General features: G+C 41.9%; 18 protein-coding genes. 6 read left to right on the top strand and 12 right to left on the bottom strand.

The genetic code is table 11. The features are described 5' to 3' along the window. Positions 1–36: 36 nt before the first annotated feature. The 3 genes from BV375_RS36970 to BV375_RS18735 form a co-directional block, all read right to left on the bottom strand. Positions 37–207: a hypothetical protein gene (locus BV375_RS36970; protein WP_166507477.1), complete on the bottom strand. Its 171-nt coding sequence runs from the start codon at positions 205–207 to the stop codon at positions 37–39. A 13-nt stretch (positions 208–220) separates the two neighbouring features. Continuing rightward, a complete protein-coding gene (locus BV375_RS18740) occupies positions 221–823 on the bottom strand; it encodes a helix-turn-helix domain-containing protein (protein WP_086763058.1) in 603 nt (200 codons plus the stop codon). Between the two features lie 1,094 nt (positions 824–1,917). Continuing rightward, a complete protein-coding gene (locus BV375_RS18735) occupies positions 1,918–2,508 on the bottom strand; it encodes a MarC family protein (RefSeq protein WP_086763082.1) in 591 nt (196 codons plus the stop codon). 213 nt (positions 2,509–2,721) lie between these two features. Between BV375_RS18735 and BV375_RS18730 the strand changes: the two genes are divergently transcribed. Then, positions 2,722–3,537, top strand: coding sequence for a carbon-nitrogen hydrolase family protein (locus tag BV375_RS18730; protein ID WP_086763056.1), 816 nt, complete (start codon positions 2,722–2,724; stop codon positions 3,535–3,537). 186 nt (positions 3,538–3,723) lie between these two features. Here the strand turns inward: BV375_RS18730 and dhaL are convergent, their stop codons facing one another. Next, the gene (dhaL, locus tag BV375_RS18725) at positions 3,724–4,353 is read right to left on the bottom strand and encodes a dihydroxyacetone kinase subunit DhaL (protein ID WP_086763054.1); all 630 of its coding nucleotides are present in this window, start codon (positions 4,351–4,353) and stop codon (positions 3,724–3,726) included. Positions 4,354–4,485: 132 nt separating this feature from the next. On the opposite strand from dhaL, the gene BV375_RS18720 reads away from it, so the two are divergent. Further along, positions 4,486–6,489, top strand: coding sequence for a glycosyl hydrolase family 28-related protein (locus BV375_RS18720; protein ID WP_086763052.1), 2,004 nt, complete (start codon positions 4,486–4,488; stop codon positions 6,487–6,489). Between the two features lie 52 nt (positions 6,490–6,541). Here BV375_RS18720 and dhaK read toward each other — a convergent pair whose 3' ends face one another. Next, positions 6,542–7,615, bottom strand: a complete 1,074-nt coding sequence (dhaK, locus tag BV375_RS18715) for a dihydroxyacetone kinase subunit DhaK (protein WP_086763051.1) — start codon at positions 7,613–7,615, stop codon at positions 6,542–6,544. Between the two features lie 364 nt (positions 7,616–7,979). Between dhaK and BV375_RS36965 the strand changes: the two genes are divergently transcribed. The 3 genes from BV375_RS36965 (at position 7,980) to BV375_RS18705 (ending at position 8,966) form a co-directional block, all read left to right on the top strand. Beyond that, the gene (locus tag BV375_RS36965; protein WP_166507476.1) at positions 7,980–8,117 is read left to right on the top strand and encodes a hypothetical protein; all 138 of its coding nucleotides are present in this window, start codon (positions 7,980–7,982) and stop codon (positions 8,115–8,117) included. Between the two features lie 82 nt (positions 8,118–8,199). Further along, complete coding sequence (locus BV375_RS18710) at positions 8,200–8,577, top strand: DUF433 domain-containing protein (RefSeq protein ID WP_086763049.1); 378 nt, start codon at positions 8,200–8,202, stop codon at positions 8,575–8,577. Then, complete coding sequence (locus BV375_RS18705) at positions 8,574–8,966, top strand: DUF5615 family PIN-like protein (RefSeq protein WP_086763047.1); 393 nt, start codon at positions 8,574–8,576, stop codon at positions 8,964–8,966. Before BV375_RS18710 ends, BV375_RS18705 begins: the two co-directional genes overlap by 4 nt. Positions 8,967–9,007: 41 nt before the next feature. On the opposite strand, the gene BV375_RS18700 is transcribed toward BV375_RS18705, so the two are convergent. From BV375_RS18700 to BV375_RS18670, 7 genes are all read right to left on the bottom strand, one after another. Beyond that, a complete protein-coding gene (locus BV375_RS18700) occupies positions 9,008–9,598 on the bottom strand; it encodes an HMA2 domain-containing protein (protein WP_086763045.1) in 591 nt (196 codons plus the stop codon). Positions 9,599–9,747: 149 nt separating this feature from the next. Further along, a complete protein-coding gene (locus BV375_RS18695; RefSeq protein WP_086689004.1) occupies positions 9,748–10,056 on the bottom strand; it encodes a DUF5132 domain-containing protein in 309 nt (102 codons plus the stop codon). A gap of 73 nt (positions 10,057–10,129) precedes the next feature. Beyond that, on the bottom strand, positions 10,130–12,433 hold the full coding sequence (locus tag BV375_RS18690) for a heavy metal translocating P-type ATPase (protein ID WP_086763043.1): 2,304 nt from the start codon (positions 12,431–12,433) through the stop codon (positions 10,130–10,132). Between the two features lie 106 nt (positions 12,434–12,539). Beyond that, complete coding sequence (locus tag BV375_RS18685) at positions 12,540–13,235, bottom strand: HMA2 domain-containing protein (RefSeq protein ID WP_086763041.1); 696 nt, start codon at positions 13,233–13,235, stop codon at positions 12,540–12,542. 14 nt (positions 13,236–13,249) lie between these two features. Continuing rightward, positions 13,250–14,335 (bottom strand): HMA2 domain-containing protein, encoded by a 1,086-nt coding sequence (locus BV375_RS18680; RefSeq protein WP_086763039.1) that lies wholly within the window; start codon positions 14,333–14,335, stop codon positions 13,250–13,252. A 94-nt stretch (positions 14,336–14,429) separates the two neighbouring features. Next, positions 14,430–14,963, bottom strand: coding sequence for a peptide deformylase (gene def, locus BV375_RS18675; protein ID WP_086763037.1), 534 nt, complete (start codon positions 14,961–14,963; stop codon positions 14,430–14,432). A gap of 321 nt (positions 14,964–15,284) precedes the next feature. Then, positions 15,285–16,481 carry an HhoA/HhoB/HtrA family serine endopeptidase gene (locus BV375_RS18670; protein WP_243713985.1) on the bottom strand — a complete coding sequence of 399 codons (1,197 nt, stop codon included), beginning with the start codon at positions 16,479–16,481 and terminating at the stop codon, positions 15,285–15,287. A 246-nt stretch (positions 16,482–16,727) separates the two neighbouring features. Here BV375_RS18670 and dnaA point away from each other — a divergent pair, with 246 nt between their 5' ends. Further along, on the top strand, positions 16,728–18,098 hold the full coding sequence (gene dnaA, locus BV375_RS18665) for a chromosomal replication initiator protein DnaA (RefSeq protein WP_086763035.1): 1,371 nt from the start codon (positions 16,728–16,730) through the stop codon (positions 18,096–18,098). The last annotated feature ends 581 nt before the right edge of the window (positions 18,099–18,679 follow it).

Genomic DNA, 18,679 nt, shown 5'->3' with positions numbered 1-18,679 from the left:
AGCTTCAGCTTTTAATCTTAACTGGACTGTAATGCCCTATACCTCATTTACTTGAAATAAATCTGTAACTGTTTCTATATTCGCTGTAGCAGCTTCCGGGTTGACGTTTCCGTGTTTCGCGTACCCTGTAGCAGCTTCCGGGTTGACGTTTCCGTGTTTCGCGTACCCTGTAGCAACTTCCGGGTTGACGTTTCCGTGTTTCGTCACCTAAAAGACAGAATTAGTTATTTGTTCCACTTAGATTAAGTGACCATTGGAAACTAGACTCACAGGGTAATTGCAAGTCATCAATGATAATTCCAGAATCCTTGGTTTTATTATCTGCTGATTGAGCAATATGATGTTTTTGTTTCGTAGACAACCCCATTTGTTTGAGTAAGCGATTGATATGGCGATCGCTAATTTCAACTCCAAATTCATTTGCTAAATGTTTGCTTAACCATAGAGCCGTCCAGCAATGAAATGGGTAACCGTAATCGCGTGGGCTATGGTTGACTAATTCCTTCAATCGTTCCAAGTATTCCTCATTAACGCTACGCGGTCTGCCTATTGGTTGCTCATGCCAATTGTGAGCTAAACCTGATTTAGCCATTCCAATCCAATACCTTGCCATATGAGGAGAGCAACCTAAGATATGGCAAATTTGAATTTGAGATTTACCTCTATCTGCAAGTAACATAATTTCAATGCGACGGCGATATTCTGGTTGCAAATCTACTTGCAGATTCTTGATTAAAACTTTTCGTTGAAAAGGTGTAAGAAACTTGCTTTCAACCTTTTCATAGCTATAAAACTCGTAGAGTTCATTGAGATAACTGGACATAATTACTATCAGTTTTTTTAACTGAAAAATCTGGGAATTGTATATACAGCAGAGTATGTGAAATCATGAATACTAAGATTTCACATATACATATATCTGCCAAGAAAAGTAGATATTGATCTACTTTAAGAATGATTACATGCTTTCTAGTTTCCTAGAAAACTAGCCCTGTGGTGCAATACGAATTTGTTTAAGCTAATGTCTATGCTTGCTAGCACTAAATTACTCACTAATGAGAAATTTTTTAGGAAATCCAAATAGTGACTGAAAGTAGAGACATAACGATTACGTTAAAGTTTAATCCCACCTTAACCTTCTATCTAATGACAGAAATAGGGATCACACTAGTTTGTTAGCAAAATCACAATTTTCTTTATCTAAGGCTTAATTACTTACAAGTATGAGTAAAAAAATATTAAATTAGAGTTTTATCACATTAGCGATGATAAACCTGGCAAAATTCGGAGATTAAAACGAAAAATCAAGGATTTTTAACATTTTTTGGATATATGAATAATTAAGAACTTACAAGTTAAATTATAGTCAGATTCTTAGAGTAGAATAACTATTTTGTTGAGCCTGCTGAAATACTTACTATTAAATTTGATACAGTGATGCAAAGATGTGGATAATCTTTGTGATGGCAATTATATTGACATGATATTACACATTTAGATAGCAGGGTATAAAAAATAAGAATTGACACTTTTTATCCAAAGTTAAAAATATAAGAATCCAATTTGATTTTGGAAACAATTCCGTACCCCTGTCCCTACCCTGCGCTCACCCTCTTCTGGGTGCATCCCAGCTTTTATTTCGCAGCCAGGAAAAATTACCTGTCATTGCGTAAAGCCTACGGCATAGCTTCGCTTAGCGCGTAGCGTCTCGTAGAGACGAGGAACGACGTAGGCGGAGCCTTCCCGTTCGACGAAGTCGTTCCCGAAGGGTAGGGTAGCAATCGCATAGACGCGTTCTGAGTTAGTGATTCTGCGATTGCTTCGCTTTACTTCGTTTCGCTTGCAATGACGGTAATTAAAAAAGTGGGATGCTTCCCCCTCTTGTGCTGCAATAGACGCTAACAAGAAATTTTTCTACTAGAAGAACAACTCCCGAATTCCTGCACTACCCACTTCCACCGCCAGCGCCGCCAATAGAAAACCGAAAAGCTGAGTTACAATTACCCCGCCTTCCGCACCAATCCATTTGTCGATGTAAGTTCCCAGACGCAAAATCAACCAGCTAATGAACATTGCCGCCACAATACCCAACACTACACCTATATGTGGGCTGGGAGATCTTGAGGTTAATAACATCACTGTTGTCAAAGTACCTGGCCCTGCTAACAATGGCAAAGCCAAAGGTGTAATTGCGATATCGCGTCCTTCTTCTGTAATTGGTGTATTTAGTTCTCCTCGTAACATTTGCAAAGAAATTAAAAGCAACAGCAGTCCTCCAGCTACTCGCAAAGATGCCATGCTGATTTCCAAATAGGTCAAAATTAATTGTCCCGTAAAGGCAAAAAGCAACAGAACTGCGATCGCAACAATAATAGCTTTATCTATAACTTTGTTTCTGTCTTCTGGTGTCATGCCTTTGGTTAAAATCAGCACTATCGGTATATTACCTATAGCATCCGCTAGGACAAATACAGCAATGAACGTTTGAACGAGAGCAGAGGTATCCACAGCAGATAGCATTTATCAACATTTGATAACAACCTACCTTGAAAGGTGCCCATTTTCCTATCACCTATAGGAAGATTAAGCTTAGACGATAAGGATTACGAGCTTTTTAAACAAAAGCAAGACTAACGTTTGTCTAACTGAGTTCCACAGATCTTTAAGTAACGATATATTTGAGAATCTACCTCACACAATTCATTGTTTGTTGTCGAATCTATGAAGCCTTATTTAGCAGCCGCTATCCAATTAACTAGTGTGCCCGATTTATACAAAAACTTGGCACAGGCAGAAGAATTAATTGAACTTGCCGTGGGTCGAGGTGCTGAATTAGTGGGTTTGCCAGAAAACTTTTCTTTTATGGGAGAAGAAAAAGACAAACTCGCCCAAGCAGAGGCGATCGCCCGTGAAAGCGAAATATTTCTTAAAAAAATGGCCCAGCGCTTTCAAGTTACCATCCTCGGCGGTAGTTTTCCAGTGCTTGTAGAAAACACAGGCAAATTTTATAACACAACTGTACTTATTGACCCTAACGGTCAAGAGGTTTCTCGTTATTACAAAGTACATCTATTTGATGTTAATGTCCCTGACGGGAACACCTATCAAGAATCCAGCACAGTCATGGCTGGTACCCAACTTCCTCCTGTGCATTTCTCAGAAAAACTGGGTAATTTAGGTCTGTCTATTTGCTATGATGTCCGCTTTCCGGAATTGTACCGACATCTAGCAGACAAAGGAGCCGATGTGATCTTTGTTCCAGCTGCCTTTACTGCCTTCACTGGCAAAGACCATTGGCAAACATTACTACAAGCCAGAGCTATTGAAAACACCTGTTACGTGATTGCTCCTGCTCAAACCGGCACTCATTACGCCAGACGCCAAACCCACGGACACGCCATGATTATCGACCCTTGGGGTATGATCTTAGCCGATGCTGGCGAGCAACCAGGAATTGCGATCGCGGAAATCAAACCCACTCGCCTAGAACAAGTCCGCCGTCAAATGCCTTCTTTGCAACACCGGATATTCAATTAATCAACAAGAGACGTTATATCTAACGTCTCCGCAAAATTTGAATTGTTCAGACAAGCAAAGGGAAGGAGGACAAGGGGACGCGGTGAATCAGCGCTGCGGGAGGGTTTCCCTCCGTAGGCGACTGTTGAACCCGAAGGGGGACGCAAAGGCTCAGAGAATGGCAACTGACAAAGGACAAATGACTCTTTAAGCTTGCACTACTGTCAATAAACACTTCAACATCAAATAAGCAGAAGTAGCTCCTGGATCTTGATGTCCGATACTCCTCTCTCCCAAATAGCTGGCTCTTCCCTTCTTTGCTAACATTGGCGTTGTATCTTTCATCCCTTGTTCGGCGGCTATTACTGCTTGCTGCAAAGCTGCTACTATGTCTCTTCCCTCACCTACAGCTTGTTCAAACGCCAGTACAGATGGAGATAAAACATCCACCATTGTCTTATCTCCCAGCTGCGCCTTACCACGTTGAAGCACACCGTTTAAACCAAACTGAAGTAATCTCTGCAAATCCTGCTCAGTCAGTTCTTGTTTGCCAGTTACATCTGCACTAGCTCGCAAAAACCATGTGCCATAAAGAGGACCACTCGCACCCCCAATACTAGAAATCAAGGTCATACTGACTGCTTTTAAAATACTGCCGATATCCTGGTCTGCGAAAGTTGGTAACTGACTAATCACCTTTTTGAAACCGCGATCCATATTAATACCGTGGTCAGCATCACCGATCGCTGCATCTAATTCAGTCAAATATTCTTTATTCTGGGCTATTTCGGTGGCAAATGCTTGCAACCATTGCAAAATCTGCTCTTTACTCACCATATGTAACCTCTTATCCCTAAGTTTGCTAATATTAACCAAGGTATCGTAGCAATATATCCGAATTTTTACGGCTACGTTTGTTTAGCTCGTGTAAGAGTAGGAAGTAGAAATTAGCCAAGAGAATATGCGTTTATGATTCTTCCTCGGGCATTAATCTTAAAACTACTCCCTTTATTATTCTTAATAGCTTTCCTAACTACTACTTGCGTTGACCCTAGCAAAAACAGTGAAAATCAGATTATCGCTCTTGGTGCGGCGATCGCTAAACCAAAAGAGAATATTATTTATCCGCCAAATGCAGGTGTTGTCAATGTAACTTCACCAGAATATGGGGCTATACCTAACGATAGTCAGGATGATACTGAGGCTATCCAAAAAGCACTCAGTCAGTTTCCCAATCAAGGACGAGTTATCTACTTGCCCAATGGTGTGTATAACATATCTAATTCCCTCCATTGGCCAGCAGGCGTGCGTTCTCGCTCCGATTACAAGCGAACTATATTACAAGGGCAAAGTCAAGAAGGGGTCATTATCCAACTCCAGGATAATTCTCCCAATTTTCAAAACTCTAACCAGCCTCGACCAGTAATCTCTACGGGTTTTGACCCTGACTTAAATCCTCAGTCTGAAGATTTTAAAGTAAGCCGTGCGGCTCAACGCTTTGGTAATTCGGTGAGGAACCTGACTATCAATACAGGGAAGAATAATCCGGGTGCAGAAGGACTCAATTTTGTTGCCCATAATCAAGGAGCAGTACGCAGCGTTAAAATCATCTCTGCTGACAGAAAAGGAACAACTGGTTTAGCGCTCACTCATGGAGAAGTCGGCCCATTGCTAGTGGAAGATGTTGAGATTGTCGGATTCGATAACGGGATACTGACAAACAATGGTATTAACAGCGTGACGTTGCAGAACATTACAGTCCGCGATCAAAAACAAGCAGGTATCTACAATGGCGGCCAAGTAATGAGTCTTGAAGGTTTCAGTAGTTTTAATTCTGTGCCAGCAATTATCAATGGCAAAAATCCTAATCGAGGCGTCGATCCGGGAAGTACCTTAACGCTGGTGAATGCCAAACTTATCGGTCGTGGTCAAGCAAAATCTGTTCCAGCAATTTCTTCTGCTGGATTTATCTACGGCAGAAACGTGGTATCTTCTGGTTACAAAAACCTGTTCGCAAGTAATGCGCGCAAGGCAGCCAAGACAATTCAAAAGGCTGCAATGGGTGAATTTACTTCTCATCCGATTCTTTCCGAGTTTCCTTTGCCAAAGCGTACATCAAAGGCATCGCTACAGCCAATTAAGCAATTTCCTAAGCTAGGGTGGGATAACCCGAAAACTTGGGCCAGCGTTGAGAAGTTTGGCGCAATCCCTAATGATAAAAAGGATGATACAGCTGCTTTTCAAGCGGCAATCGATTCTGGTGCAAGCACAGTCTTAGTGCCAAATACTGGAATCTTTACTATTAACGGTTCTCTCAGACTTAGAGGCAAGGTACAAAGATTCCTAGGAACTAGTGGCTCAATTGAAGGTAATGGAGAAATTGTTGCTGATAAGGGCAAAGCTCCAACCTTAATTGTTGAGAACTTCTTTGTTGGATATGGCTCAAAGCTGAAATGGAGAAATGTTGCTAATCGCACCGTTGTTTACCGTAGCATCATGGGGCTTGACCTGGAAAGCAAAGGTACTGGGGATCTTTTTATTGATGATGCTGTTATGAGTACGCTGAAATTCCTGAACCCCAATCAACATATTTGGGGACGCCAACTAAATCCTGAAGGAAGTTCAGAAACTAATGTGGTGAATAGTGGTGCCAAGCTTTGGATTTTGGGTATGAAGACAGAAAGGGCTAAAACAAAAATCGAAACTACCAATGGTGGCTTTACTGAACTTTTAGGTGCGTTAATTTATGCCACTACTAAACAAGACCCAAATGAACCACTTTTTCGCATCGTCAATGCTGGTGCTGCCTTCGCCGGGGTGGCTGATACATTTTTTGATAGAGATACCTATCAAATCTGGGTTGAGGAAATACGTGGTAATACTACCAAAAGGTTGACACGAGACCAGATTCCTGGCAGATCGACTGGAAACGGATGCGTTATGGTATTATACACAGGCTTTAAAGGGAGATAAAGGAAGGGAAATGCTTGACTCTTGACCAATGACAAATGACTAATAACAACTACTAAATTCCCCAACGCAAACTTGGCGTTTTGACTGGAGCATCCCAGAGCCGGAGCATTTCATCATCTAGCTTCAACAGGGTAATTGAACATCCTTGCATTTCCAAAGATGTGATGTAAGGACCAATGAGATTGCGAACAATTTGCAATCCCTGTTGTTCGCAGATTTGGGACAGTTTGCGATAGACAAGATACAGTTCCGAAATAGGAGTCCCACCCATACTGTTAACAAAAGCTAGTAAGCGATCGCCTCTTTTTAATGGTGGATCTATCAGTTCTATATCTACCCATTCCCCTTGATTTTCATCCCACTCCCGCACTGTGCGGCTATAGCCTATATCCTCAATAATTGCTCGCGCCAAACTCTCGGTAATCTCATCTACTGTTTGTAAAGCAATGCGTTCCCTACCAGGTTCACCATGAATCCCAATACCAATTTCTAATTCGCGATCGCCTAATGCAAATGTGGGTGAACCTTTAGCTGGTACTGTGCAAGAACTTAGAGCAATTCCCATACTCCGCCCATGCAAATTTACGCGGCGGCACAAATCTGCTATTTGTGGCAAATCATACCCCGCCTCAGCTGCTGCGCCACAAATTTTTTCTGCTAGTACCGTTGTGCCTACACCTCTTCGTCCCTGAGTATAAAGGCTATCTTTGACTGCCACATCATCATCAATCAAGATATTCAGCACGCGGATACCTTCACTTTGAGCCAATTCTGTTGCCATCTCAAAGTTCATGACATCGCCACTGTAGTTTTTGACAATATAAAGGATACCAGCCCCACCATTGACTTGCTTGGCTGCTGCTAGCATTTGGTCAGGGGTAGGTGAGGTGAAAACCTCCCCCGGACAAGCGGCATCCAGCATTCCTCTGCCAACAAAACCAGCGTGCATCGGCTCATGTCCACTACCACCACCAGAAATAATTGCAACTTTCCCCTGTATAGGTGCATCAGCTCGATAAACAAAGGTGGGATTGTAACTCACCTGAATTAAATCGGCATGAGCCGCCACCATACCTTCTAAACTTTCCCGCACAAAGTCTTCTGGCTTGTTAATCAGTTTTTTCATAGTTCCTTACTGCTGAAGAAGATGCAATAACCCAGCATCAAAAACTATGGTACTCAGATAGATATGTGCTGATAAAGTTCAGTTTAAGAAAATTATTTGTTGCGGCAAGCACGAGAAGCCGCAAATTACTTTTGCTCAAAACTTAAACTTCAATATTGGTAAAGACAGCTTATGTATTGATAAGCAACGCTTCAACAAATTTAAATATTATAGTGATGAGCTACAGACCACTAGAGGCGATCATAGCTATGATGTTGAACTATCGGCATTAAATAAGTAATAACATTGCATTACTGCATATGCATACCTTGGTGGGAAGAAACAAGCAGTTAAACTCTTTGAGCAAAAATTGGAGATTCAAGATGTGGTTGAACCAAGCCTAATGCCAGATGTCATCAATTATATCTACAGCTTTACTTTGTTTCCTAAAGACGTTTTGGAAGTTTCATCATATGGCATAGACAACCAGTTACCTAGAACAATTGAGATTGCCAAGAAATAGTAGGTAGCAGTTAGAGTAAGCAGTTGCTCATCATGCTTTTTGTGCAGGGTAATATAGAGTCAATGTTCCAGGAGGTAAAGGTATGACTCTGGCATCGAATGCACAAACAGGCATCATTCGTACAGAACGTGGACTGACGATCGCAGGTACACGCATCACTATTTATGATGTGATGGATTTTCTGAAAGCTCAGTATCCACCTAAATTAATTCGTGACAAATTTAATCTTACAGATGAACAAATTAACGCTGCTCTGTCTTATATCAAAGCAAATTCTACTCAGGTAGAAGCTGAATATCAAGAAGTGTTGCAAACTAGAGAAGAAATTCGTCAGTATTGGGAAGAGCGTAACCGCGAACATTTTGCTTGCATCGCAACAATGCCACGCAAACCTGGACAAGAAACTCTGTGGGCAAAGCTTGAGGAGCAAAAAGCCAAACATGCTTCGGACAAGCCATGACCTTCTTAGTTGATTACAATCTTGACGGATATGCGCTTATTTTCCTGGGAATTTTGGCAAAGGCGGGTTGGCTTGATTTGATAAATGTCCGTTTCGTTACCTTTCGAGATGCTGGTTTATCAATGGATAGTAGCGATAGCATTGTCTGGCATTATGCTCAAGCCAACCAAATGATGATCCTTACCGCAAATCGGAACATGAAAGGTGAGGAATCCTTAGAACAAGTAATGCGGGAGGAGAATACAACAGATTCGTTTCCTGTAGTTACAATCGGGGATCTTAAACGCTTGGATGAGTTTGAATATCGAGAGCTATGTGTTGAGCGCTTGATCGAGATTATCCTAGATATTGACAACTACATGGGAGTTGGTCGGTTGTTTATTCCTTGAGGCTTGGAAGTATTTATTCTTTAAATATCTGCATAGGCTGGTTAAGATTTCCCATACTCGCTGTTGGTTTGTGGTTGTCTGTTAGTATTCAATTTGATAAAACTATCGAAGGCATACCAGGCCAAAACGTACCAAGGAATAGTTTCAAATTGCAGACCTTTAATGAGCAATTGCCTCACAGACAAGATACTCAGCCCTAAGGGAAACAAAAAGCGCAGATCCATAGCACCGTTTGTTGCTTGTTGTACTCGTTTATTTAAATCAACTACTGCATTTGAGACACCTGCGGATGCTTCAGTACTACCCTCACTAATATCGCCAAAAATAATTCCTATATCCTTGAGTGTACTTAGGACGTTTTCTAAACTGTCATCACCGCGATCATGATTGATGAGAATACTACCGCGATCAATATTGGTTCTTACTTGACTAACGTTAGGTTGTGCTTCTAGTAAATTGGCAATTTTTTGCATTTTCCCAGCTTGGCGATCGCCTGGTGCAATTCTCAGCCTCAATCGCCCTGGAGTATCACTAATTATTTTTGTAGGTATAAGTTTAGATTGAGTATTTATAGCTGTTTGCTCTATTACTTGCGGCATTTGGGTGAGATATCCATAATTATTTGTACTCACAAACTACCCTCCTACGAATTTACCTATAGTTATTATTGGGAACCACAGATAAACACAGATGCACACAGATAACTAATCGGTGTTTATCTGTGTTCATCTATGGTTTAATTTTCATAAAAGGCGCGATCGCCGCGCCTCTACTTACAGATTTAGCCACCATTATCCAAAGTGCGATCGCCCGGAGTGCTAGCAGCTTCAAATGCTGGTGTTTCTCTATCTTCAGCAATTTCTGCTCGTGCTTCAGCTACCATATCTTCCCAGGTTTCACCAAGTTCAGCAAAGGCTCCTTTGCTCTTTTCATAAGCAAGAATTCCGCCTTTAATTAATGATTTGGCTAATGGTTTACCAATTCCTGCTACTACAGGAAGGAGGACGGGTGCCAGCAATACTGCTCCAATACCGGCTATAATTCCGGGAGCGCCAGCGTCTTCAACAAAGTCAGTGATTTTAGGTGCCATAGTTAAATATACCTCTGGTAAAGTGGAAACTTGTAGGAAAGCGTTCTAGCCTAAATTAATCGGCATATTCACTTCATCTTGCCGATGGTAGAGCTTTCTTTGGTGAATGTTTTAAAATTGGGCGCAAACCGTTGATGCCTGCGACTACGGTTGAACCGTTGTTGACTACGGTTGCAGCTAGGGGATTTAAACCAAAAATAACGGCTATGAACAATGCTCCTAAGTTAGGAACAGCGACAATACCTGTATTTTGGTTAATTAATTGCTTGGCTTGACGCGCGATCGCGATCGCTTCTAATAAACCATGCAAATTATTCTCCATCAGCACCACGTCTGCGGTTTCGCGGGCAATTTCCGAACCATTGGCAAAGGATACGGAAACATCAGCGTAGGCTAAAGCTGGCGAATCATTAATCCCATCCCCCACAAATGCCACTGTCTTACCTTGTTCGTGTAGTGCACGCACAACTGCGGCTTTCTGTTCGGGAAAAGCTTCGGCATGAGTATTTGTCGGTGGTATCCCTAGTTCTGCTGCCACTGTATTGGCTGTTTGCCTATTGTCTCCGGTGAGCATATGAACTTCTACACCTTCGACTGTCAATAACTGGCTAATTACTTGCCGACTTTCTTTACGTAGAATGTCACTATATTTGATTTTACCTTGAAGTTGACCGTTGCTAGCTACATAAATCATTGAAGCTGAGCGCTTGGAATGGCCATTTTGCTGTGCCATTTCAATGCCTTGCTGGCGTAAAAAGCGATCGCTACCTACGTAAACCGTCTCGCCGTCAATTTCTGCTTGCACTCCCAAACCGAGTTGATAGTTCCATTTCTGGCGGTTGGGAATTATCACTTTCTTAGCTTCGGCATAGCGAATGATGGCTTCGGCTACTGGGTGCGTCAGTCGTTGTTCTGCTGCTGCTGCTAATTCCAGTACCCGCGTAGTTGATGTTGCTGGATTGAGACTTTCCACACCAATAACAGTCACTTCTCCTTTAGTTAGGGTGCCTGTTTTATCAAACACAATCGTGTCAACTGCGGCTAGCTGTTCTAATGCCCGTCCGCTACGGATGAGAATACCGTGCTTGGCTGCATAGGTAAGTGCTGCTAAAACTGTAGTTGGTACAGATACTCGAATACCTGTAGCAAAGTCTAGAGTCAGTACACTAGCTGCCCGTATTGGGTTACGAGTTGCGGCAAATACTGCTGCTCCTAGTAGCAAAGTTGGCACCACTGCTCTTTCAGCTATTTTTGTCGCATAGTTTTCCATGCGCGTATCATGGACAGGTGCTTCTTGGATTAATTTAATACTCTGTCCAGCACGAGTATCATTGCCTACCCATTCAGCTTGAATATAAATTCGTCCCTCGCGTACTAAGGTAGAAGCAAAAACCGCTTGTCCCTTCTTTTTCAAGACTGGCATGGATTCACCGGTGAGTTTTTGCTCATCCAGCAGAGCCTTACCCCGCAGGATAGTACCATCTACTGGGACTTGCTCGCCAGGATAGACAATAACTGTATCGCCTCGCAGTACATCTTGGATAGGGATTTGTTGTTTCTCGCCATTACGTTCTACCCAAACAAACTGCCCTAGAGAATTGAGTAAATCCAAAGTTTGGAGTTTGGAAGAACGAGCAGTGCGATCGCGAATGTTCTCGCCAATTTCAATTAAACTCAGCATCAGTGATGGCGTAAGAAAATGACCTTGGACGGTAGTAATAGCGATCGCCATTAAATCCAAAAAGTCGATCGTGAGTTTGCGCTGTGTCGTAATTCCTACTAATGCTCTTTGAAAAACTGGTAAGGTTGCTAGAGCAATAGTCCCCGCTACCATAATTGGTGGAATTGATAATCCTAACGGTCCCCCCAGCACCGCTAAACCAGTAGCGACAGCAGAAAGTTGTAAACCAGGCCAAGAATTTTCTGTATCGGTTGGTGGTTGCGTAATCGCTGGTTTATTAACAACTGTAATGACTATTGTCGGATCGCTAGCAGTTAAGATTAGATGAATCAAATGCGATCGCATCTTGGACTCTGACATTTGTCTAGGTTGATAAGTCACAACTAGCGACGCCGCCGCTGGCTTGATCCGCGCACTTATAACTAAGGAATCAGCTTCTAATAATGCTTGGAGACGTTGAGCATAGTCTCGATCGTGACGTAACCGAGGCACGCGAAACCGTATCCTTCCTCGTGTTACATGAACAATGCTGTAAGCAACTTGGGTAATCTGTCTGCGGTTGTGTCCGTTGTTGTCGGTGAACGTAACTTTTCCATTCTGTTCTTTGACTAAAGCAACGTTCTCGTGATGCTTCTCGACAATCTCAGGCACTATTGGCGTAGGCGGTGATGCTAATTGAACCCTTGGTTTTACCATTCCTTGTCTCTCAGATAGAGTTGATGAAACTTGATGACTCTGACTTAAAAGAGCAAAATAGCCCCCAATCTGATGAAATTGGTTGGCTGATGGTTATTTTTCTGTGTCAAATTCTGCTAGAGGCGTGTTTGTTCAACATCGCGCGATCGCTAGCAGATTGAATCAGATTCGCTAAATGGGATACGATTGTTTCCCAGATGTTTTGCATTCGTTTGTGAGAATCCTTGACAGTTTTATAGGTAATCACAATTGATGCCGCATTCCGATTCACTCGCTCACTGGTTACTGCCGGATCTGCTTTGAGTAAAGCTTCTAAAGATTGAGCATATTGGGGATCTGAGGCAATTCGCGGTACATGAAACCGCACCCGTCCGGGAATTGCATGGGCAATGGTATAGGCTACTTTGGGATATTGCTCAGTTGAGTGAGTCTCACTATCAGGCTGAGGCTGGTGGTGGTAATTGGTTTTTTGCTTTGTTACGACTTCTGCATCTGTTGCAGATTGTAGCAGATCGGCCAAATGCGATCGCATTTCCACATCTGACATTACCCCAGGTTTGTAGGTAATGACAATTGACCCAGCAGTGTAATTCACTTGCTGGCTAATTACCCAAGGTTCTGCTTCTATCATCTCTAACAGGCGTTGGAGATAGTTTAAATCTTCAGTAATCCTGGGCACACAAAATCCTACTTGTCCGGGAAGTGCATAAGTAATGCTGTAAAATTCCCTAGCAGCGTGGTTGTGGTTCTCAATAGATTTTTCGCTGGGGTAAGTTCCCATTTGCGATATTGCACCCTTCATTGTTACCTCCCTTCTCATTCTGGAAATGTCCCTAAAGGAAAGTTCGCCATAAAGGCTAAACAATAAGACAAGGCGTTAGGCTTCATATTTGCCCATATTGACATCTCTGGACTTTTGTCCTCAGGAACTTCAGTTGGCTGAATCACTTGTTCTGCAAGCGGTTGCTGTTCTGTTGTCTTGATGGGATTGTTAGGCGGGTGCGTTTGTAAAGCCAATTCCATCAACTTTACCCAATGCGCTAGGCTAATCTCACTCGGCTGATAGGCGATCGCCACCGATGCCGCACTATAATTTATGCGCACGCTGGTCACTTGAGCATCTGTTTTCAGCTGCCTTTCTAGTCGTCTACCATAAGCTTGATTTTTGGCGATTAGAGGCAGATGAAGTCTAATCCGTCCGGGAATTGTATGGACGACACTATAAGCAATTTTGTCAGAGGATGCTGATTTGCTGTCTATTTCTAATGATGAGGCTTGTGTAGATTTGCTGGTGCTTGTTTCTGCTCCCGAAATTTCAGATTCTATAGAGCCAATTACCCAACGAGTTGCATTTGCGGCAATCATATAGACAGGAATTGATGCTACACCGCTGATCCCCAGTCCGCCTGTGACTGCTAACCCTGTCATCAAGGGAATCAAGGAAATTGTTTGCTGTTTCCAAAAATCCACAGATTTCCATTCTGCAAACAGATCTGCCTTAATGTTGGATTCATCAGTAGAGATCAGATTAATGCCAAATTCTTCTAATTTCTCCAATATCTGCGGTAACGGCAACTGATTGGGATCAAACACAATTGCCAAACTACCTGTCTGCTGATTGACGATGGCTTCCTTGACTCCATTCTGTTGCTCTAGGTATTGGGATATAGCCTCTAGTCGAGATTCTAAGCAACTCTCTTGAGCGCGGATGCGCACACGCCCATTGCTAGCATGAACAATTCGCCATCCGCCCAGAGAAACTCTCCCTTTTGACTGTGCCTCTGTTACACTACTGTCAGTATTCAGTTTTCCTTCATCGCTCTCACTCTGAGCAGAGATTAAGCCAAAACTTTCTTGCGGCTGCGGACTTAACCTGTCGCGACTACTAATAGTATTGGTCATTTACCCGATAGCTGAACTAAGCCAAAGGTTAACAATAGGTTAAATATAACCTGAAGCTTTGGCTTACAGCTTCATTCTTGAGAACTATTTTCGGTTAAGTATTGTTAACTATACGCTCTTGGTATTCCTGCTCTGTAATCATGTCGTGGGTGCTCTCCAAGCGATCTACAAACACGATGCCATCGAGGTGGTCATATTCGTGTTGAAAAATCCGCGCGACAAAATCAGTTAATTCTTGTTGTTGTAATTTACCATTGCGATCAGTATATTCAACTTCAATTGCTTGATACCTGGGAACGAATCCCCTAATACCGGGAACGCTCAAACAACCTTCCCAACCTTTAACTACTTCAGTGGAATGGGCAATAATTTTGGGATTAATCATGGCTGTAGGCGCCATTTCTGGCGCGTTGGGATACCTAGGATTAGGACGAGATGCCACAATAAATAAACGATAGGATTCTGCGATTTGTGGTGCAGCAATACCCACCCCATTAGCTTGAGCAACAGTTGCCAATAAATCGTCAATCAGGTTTTGGATACCCTGGTCTTGAATATTATCAATCAAGGTAGCTTGTTGGCGCAGTATGGGATTACCTAATTGAATAATTGGCAATAATTGAGCCATCAGATAAACTCCTTTGGAAATGAACAATAATTAGTTGCCAGTAATGATGAGACAGCTTGCGAACATCTAATTTTTTATTTTAAACGCCAAATAAACATACATACTTTATCGGTGTTTATCTGTGGTTCTATTTTCTTAAAATTCACCTTTGCAGCAGACGCATGAACTAAAATGAGCGCAAAGCGTAAGCTAAGTGAGCACAACAAAAAATGAAGACTTTTTCCTTATCTCTGTTTTCTGCTTTATTTTCCAGCTAGATTTATTTCTCAGTAATTAGCCATCGCTAATTACATATTATCAATTCCTAACTTAAATGTGGAATTAGCTTTCACTCCGCACTGGTAAAGGTGCAGGCTTAACTGCTACTTGAGTAATTTGACCATTGCGTTCTACTTGCATTTGCAAAGGATTACCGATTTTGCTATTTTCCACCAGTTTTTGCACTTCTTCTATTTTGTTAACAGGCTGATTATTAATACTCCGAATCACATCACCAGTTTTTAGTCCAGCAGCAAATGCAGGAGAGCGAGGCACAATATTAACTAATAAAACGCCCTTATCGGTTGTGAGATTAATGCGATCGCCTAATTCATTATTAATTCTTTCTTTAATTTCTGGTGTCAGCGTCACCATTTGAATGCCCAAATAAGGATGATCGACTTTGCCATTAGCAATTAAATCTTGGGCGATTCTTTGCACTGTGTTAACAGGAATCGCAAATCCCAAACCTTGAGCACCGCGGATAATAGCTGTGTTCATCCCTATCACTTGACCACGAACATTCAAAAGTGGACCACCAGAGTTACCGGGGTTAATTGCGGCGTCAGTTTGAATATAATCAACGCGCTTATCACTAGCGCCAATATCACTGCTAGAGCGGCCTGTGGCACTGATAATTCCAGATGTGACAGTATTGTTCAAACCTAAAGGATTACCAATAGCAATTACTGCTTCTCCTGGTTGCAAAGCATCGGAGTTTCCGACAGAGAGGGTTGGCAGATTATTAGCATCAATCTTAATCACAGCCACATCTGTTACCGGATCTTCTCCTAGGACTTTGCCGTTAAAAGTCCGACCATCTTTCAGGGTGACAGTTACAGTGTCAGCACCGTCTACCACGTGCGAATTAGTCAAAATTTGACCAGAGGAGTTAATAATAAAACCGGAACCACTTCCCCGTTCTACCCTTTGCCTGGGCTGCGATGGTACTGTATCGCCAAAAAATCGCCGGAAAAATGGATCTTCAAATTCTTCTGGTGTCTGGGAAGATACGGTTCTGGAAGAATCAATGCGAACCACAGCTGGTCCTACCTTTTGAACCACTCCTACCACAAAGTTAGGATCGCTAGAGGATGAAAGCATCGGCGGTGGAGCAATTGCTACTTTGGGAGTAGTTGTGTTTTGAGGTTCTACCTGAGACTGCGCATCATTTTTGGGCGTCTCAAAAGTCTTGGCGGGTAAAAGAGCACAACCACCAAGGCATACCACTGCACTTACCTTAAATAGCATCGACATCATACTAGTTTTTTCCTGCCTCTGAGGTAAACCTTTAGTAACAATATCTTGGGCTGCACAAATACAGTTGTTTATCTTCATGTGTCTTTGCTACTCCGTGTTAGTCAGTGAGTGGTAGGATGTTGCCTACCGGGTATGCCCCAAAATGATTACAACTTAAAAGCTTGTTCCAGGTCTAGAGCATGTGAATGCTAAATTGGTGCTTGCTTATATCTTCTATTGTGACGATTAGCAGCAAAGGTGGTAAAAATGGAAATTCACATAGACAATTTGTGGAGTCAGGTACTAGAGCGATTGCAGCTAGAACTATCCCGTCCTACCTTTGAAACTTGGATTAAAACTGCTAGTGCAGAGCGATTAGAAAATAATTGCTTAGTGATATGCACTCCTAATCCTTTTGCACGTAATTGGTTACAGAAATATTACATCAACACCATTGCTAATGTTGTGCAAGATATTCTAGGCCATCCTGTAGAAATTTACATTACTGTTGCTAAAGGTGAGGAAGCTTCTCATTTGCATGAACGAGAAGTTGCTCTGGGGATACCAGCCCAAAGTAGTGTTTCTGAAAGTATTGCTAAAACAAAACAAAAAACTACTGAATTAAACGTAAAGTATGTATTCTCAAGATTCGTAGTTGGTGCGAACAATCGTATGGCTCACGCTGCCTCGTTAGCAGTTGCCGAATCTCCAGGTAGAGAGTTTAATCCTTTATTTTTATGCGGTGGTGTCGGTTTAGGTAAAACTCACCTCATGCAGGCTATTGGACATTATCGCTGGGAAATTTGTCCTGATTCTAAAATATTCTATGTTTCAACTGAGCAGTTTACTAATGATTTAATTACAGCAATCCGTAAAGATAGTATGCAAAGTTTCCGAGAGCATTATCGGGCTGCTGATGTGTTGTTAGTAGATGACATTCAATTTCTTGAAGGTAAAGAGTATACCCAAGAAGAATTTTTTCATACTTTTAATACTTTACATGAAGCTGGCAAGCAAGTTGTTATAGCTTCAGATCGCCCTCCTAACCAAATTCCCCGCCTCCAAGACAGACTTTGTTCGCGGTTTTCTATGGGTTTGATTGCCGATATTCAAACCCCCGATTTAGAAACTAGGATGGCAATTCTCCAGAAAAAAGCCGAATACGAACAAATAAGGCTTTCTAAAGATGTGATTGAGTATATTGCTTCTAACTTCACTTCTAATATTCGAGAGTTGGAAGGCGCTTTAATTCGGGCGCTCGCTTACATTTCTATTTGGGGTTTGCCAATGACAGTAGAAAGTATTGCCCCAGTTTTAGAAACCCCAAGCGAGAAAGTGGCAGCTACTCCAGAGGTCATTTTAAAGGTGATTGCTGATACATTTGCTCTTTCAATTGAAGACATCAAGAGCAATTCACGACGCAGAGAAATTAGCTGGGCACGTCAAATAGGAATGTATCTCATGCGGCAACATACTGATTTGAGTTTGCCTAGAATAGGAGAAGAGTTTGGTGGTAAAGATCATACAACGGTAATTTACAGTTGTGACAAAATTGCCCAATTGCGAGAAAGCGATCGCACTTTAGCAACTACTCTCCGTCAACTGAGCGATCGCATCAACATCAATAGCCGCTCCTAACAGTTAACTTAATAATTGACTTTCCGTTTTCCACAGCCTTCCTTATTGCCATTCGCCTTTATAGTCGAGTAATTTATCGAGAATATTAAGCCAAGTATAAAAATATATTAAAATTTAATTAGCTTTTGCAAGAAAATTATTGTTTGTGGAAAATTTTGGGTAAAAATTGATAGTTTTTAGAAAAAAATAAAATTAAGTATAATTACCCTGTGGAAAACTTAGGGGTTTTTTCCACAAGTTTTCCACAGAGAGTAAGTGACGAAACTACCCAAAAAATAAATTAGGTACAAGTTATCCACAATTTCCACAAGTACTAGCTTGGAAATAAATGCGGGTACACGGAGACAAGAAGATGCGGTGAATAGATTTTCTCGTGAATGCCTGACTTGAAAAGCAAATAAAGCAGAGAAGTATGATCGCCAACAGCTAGCGCTCATGACTTCGGGAAGATAAGGAAAAAATAACTAATAACAAATAACCGTAAGTCTTCCACACTGTAATGCAAAATATTAGTTCGCTTCACTTTAAAATCCCCTTGGAATCAAAATTTTAAAGTATTCACGAGCAAATTTTAGATAATA

Source organism: Nostoc sp. 106C (genome assembly GCF_002154725.1).
Classification (GTDB): domain Bacteria; phylum Cyanobacteriota; class Cyanobacteriia; order Cyanobacteriales; family Nostocaceae; genus Aulosira.
The sequence above is the reverse complement of the archived record's forward strand: the minus strand, read 5'-3'. Positions and strand labels throughout refer to the sequence as shown.